Annotated in this window: 2 protein-coding genes; both read left to right on the top strand. The window is 42.7% G+C overall.

The features are described from left to right. Positions 1-527 precede the first annotated feature (527 nt). The gene (locus tag AC1DWN_RS30130; protein ID WP_477562548.1) at positions 528-2,516 is read left to right on the top strand and encodes a methyl-accepting chemotaxis protein; all 1,989 of its coding nucleotides are present in this window, start codon (positions 528-530) and stop codon (positions 2,514-2,516) included. A 108-nt stretch (positions 2,517-2,624) separates the two neighbouring features. Beyond that, positions 2,625-3,734: dipeptidase (locus AC1DWN_RS30135; RefSeq protein ID WP_477562549.1), on the top strand; the 1,110-nt coding region annotated here is incomplete at its 3' end.

The raw sequence follows: 3,734 nt of genomic DNA on the forward strand, positions 1-3,734 counted from the left end.
GCGCTGTGATGTGTTTTACTGTACTCTCTTTACTTTTGTTGTAGTATTTGAATGTATTTCATACAATCAAAGCCGCTTCAAAAAACGTTGTATTTGTCCCAGACTGTATTTCATACAGGCAAATCGCCTGTTTCGCAGATAAAGTGCTTCTAACGGCCTATTTGATTGTATCTTTTCCATTCAAACATATTGAAGCATGGAATATAAGCTGTTTGAATGTACTATATCCATTCTAATCGCCCCTCTATCCTATTACATGCGTAAAATAGAATGATGGTAAAGGATGCCCTGCACCGTCTGCATTGGCTTCAAGTAATCAAGCTCTGATTTTGGGTTTTAGCTCCTAATCCAAATCACCACTATTGATTATCATTCAATCATTCAAAATCAACAATTTGTTACAATATTCGACATATGTGAGGGTTTTACACTTTTATTACATGGTATAATATACCTTATAATATTTTGAGAAGAAATATTATTCATAAGTTTTCGTACATTTGGGTGATGAAAGGGGTACAACCAACATGACAGGCATCTTAAAGAAAATGCTGCTAAACATCTCTATTTTAGTTGTAGCTATTTCTGTTTTTCTCGGAGCAGTCAGCTATTACGTTTCTTCACAAGCTTTAACTACCGAATATGAATCAGCACTATTAAGCAAAGCACGGGACAACGCCAAGGTACTAGAGGAAAGAATGGCATCAAAAATGAAAGAATTGGAAACTCTATCTAATCATGACACTATTATTGAAATGGACTGGCAGCAACAAAAAGCATTATTGGAAAAAGAAGCTATTCGACTTAATTATCAAGGAATTGCAGTAGTTAGTCTACAAGGACAAGCTCACTATACTGATGAGACCCTAATTGATTTGAGTGATCGGCCCTATATTCAGAAAGCCTTGCAAGGTAAACTCGCTATGTCTGATATCATCATTAGTCGTAAGACAAATAAGCCTGCGATGATGCTTGCTGTTCCGATTTTACAGGAGCAAAAACAGCTTGGTATACTGCTTGCCAGAATAGACGGCTATTATTTAAGCAAGATCGTTGAAGATATTAAGTTCGGTCAAACCGGTTTCACTTATATTATGAATGCTGATGGAACAATTTTAGGCCATCCTGATCAAAGTTTAGTCTTACAAGAAACCAATTATATCACGCAGGCAAAAGAGGACAAATCTGTTGCACATCTGGCTGACGCAACTAAGCATATGTTAGATACCAAAGAAGGTGTAGGGAGCTACTCGTTCCCCGCTGGCAATAGGCTGATGGGCTATTCCACCATTGTGGGAACTGATTGGTTAATTGTAACGGGTGCAGAAGAACGTGAAGTAACCAACGGTCTTTCGGAACTTCAATTACTGCTTCTAATCTGCAGCGGGGCAGCCTTAGTTCTTGGTATCATTTACGCTTTTATCATGAGTCGTCATATAACAAAGCCGATTGTTGCTGTGCAAAAATACGGGAATCAGCTGGCACAAGCGGATTTTTCTATCCCAGTTGATCCTCGCCTACTCAAACGGAGAGACGAAATTGGCTCGCTGGCACAATCCTTTGAATCAATGCGCTCCAGTTTACGGGAAATGATTTTAAACATTGGATATACCGCTGAACAAGTCGTTGCCTCTTCAGAGGAGCTGCAAGTAAGCAGCGAGCAGGTATCAGAAGCAACCAGCCAAATTGCTGGCACAATGGAGCAGGTCGCAAACAGGACTGTTGCTTCTGCGGCAGCAAGCAAGGAAACGAAACAAGCGATGGAAGAAACCAATATCGGGCTTCATCGTATCGCTGAGTCCTCTACAAATGTGCATGATGCGGCACTAGAATCCAACGAGCACGCTAAGCAAGGAAATGAGACCATTCAGCAAGCTATTGGACAAATGAATCAAATTAACAGCTCCGTCACTCAATCGGCTTTGTACGTAAATGAATTAATTCGTCTAACGAAAACAACCGAAGATTTTGTTGCCATTATTGTTCAAATCGCCAGCCAAACGAACCTGCTTGCGCTCAACGCCTCTATTGAAGCATCACGTGTAGGTGAGCACGGTCGCGGCTTTGCCGTTATTGCAGAAAATGTGCATAAGCTTGCTGATGAATCGCAGCGTTCTGCGACAGAAGTAGTTGATCTGGTTCAAATGATAAATGCAGAAACCACGAAAGTGCTGACTGCTATGAGTAAGGGTCAGGTTGAAGCCCAGTCAGGTGTTCAGATCATCATGCAGGCAGAGAAAGCTTTCTGTGAAATCATCTCGAGCATGGAAAAAGTGACAGAACAAATATCCGAGGTTTCCGCTGCATCCGAGCAGCTATCCGCTTCTTCAGATGAAGTAACCGTTCAAATGGAGGAGATGTCTAAATTGTCTCAGCTTACAGCTACCGCTTCCTATGAAGTTTCTTCTGCAACTGAAGAGCAAATGGCTTCCATTCAGGACGTCGCACAATCATCCAAGAATCTGACTGAATTGGCACAAGAGCTGCAAGTCATGGTATCACGATTTAAGTGCTAACCGTTCGACAATATAGGCTTGCAGCAAGCGGATTATTTTGCACCTGTTTTACTTATCTGTCCTGAGACGTATACTTAAGCTATAACGTATTTAGGGGGCAACTATCCAATGAGCTACGAATCCTATTTTCAGAACATGAGAGAACAACATTTGGAAGAGCTGAAACAATTTTTAACGATACCGAGTATATCAGCTTTATCCAATCATAAAAATGACATGAATGAAGCTGCGAAATGGGTTGCTGCTAAGTTAGAGATGGCTGGACTTGAGAATGTTGAGATCCATCCTACTAATGGGCATCCGATCGTATACGCGGAGCATATTCATGCTCCTGGCAAACCGACGGTACTCATCTACGGTCATTATGATGTGCAGCCCGTTGATCCGCTTAATCTGTGGGAGACTCCTCCATTCGAGCCAACCATTCGCGATGGCAAGTTATATGCTCGCGGCGCAACAGATGATAAAGGTCAACTCTTCCTGCATGTGAAGGCGGTTGAGGCCCTTCTAAACAAAGAAAACGCGCTTCCAGTAAATGTGAAGTTTTGTATTGAAGGGGAGGAAGAAATTTCGAGCCCTAATCTGCCTGCCTTCATGGAAGCCAATGTGGACAAGCTGGAGACAGACGTTATTGTCATATCAGATACATCGCTTCTTGCAAAAGGAAAGCCTGCTATTTCCACGGGCCTGCGCGGACTATGCTCCCTTGAAGTGACGATAAATACCGCTAATACTGATCTGCATTCGGGCACATTCGGCGGCGGTGTTCCCAATGCGCTACATGCATTGATTTCCCTGCTAAACACTTTGCATGATGACAAAGGACGCGTCACGGTCGAAGGCTTCTATGAAGGAGTGCCAGAGCTTTCCGCAGCTATGCGTGAAGAATTCATGAAACAAAACCATAATGAAGAAGAATTAATAACGAATCTAGGCCTCGAAGCTTTGTATGGGGAAGAAGGCTATTCATTTGTTGAACGAACTGGCGCAAGACCAACTCTTGAGTTGAACGGCGTGTACGGTGGTTTTCAAGGTGAAGGTACGAAAACGGTCATTCCAAAGGAAGCTCATGCCAAAATCACTTGCCGTCTTGTTGGTGATCAGGATCCCAATCAAGTATTAGATCGCATCGTGGCTCATCTGGAGTCGCATGTCCAAACGGGTGCAAAGCTAATTGTTAAACGCGGTGAAAAGGCTCGTGCTTTCGACATGGATCCA

This window comes from Paenibacillus sp. P4_A7 (assembly GCF_056402455.1).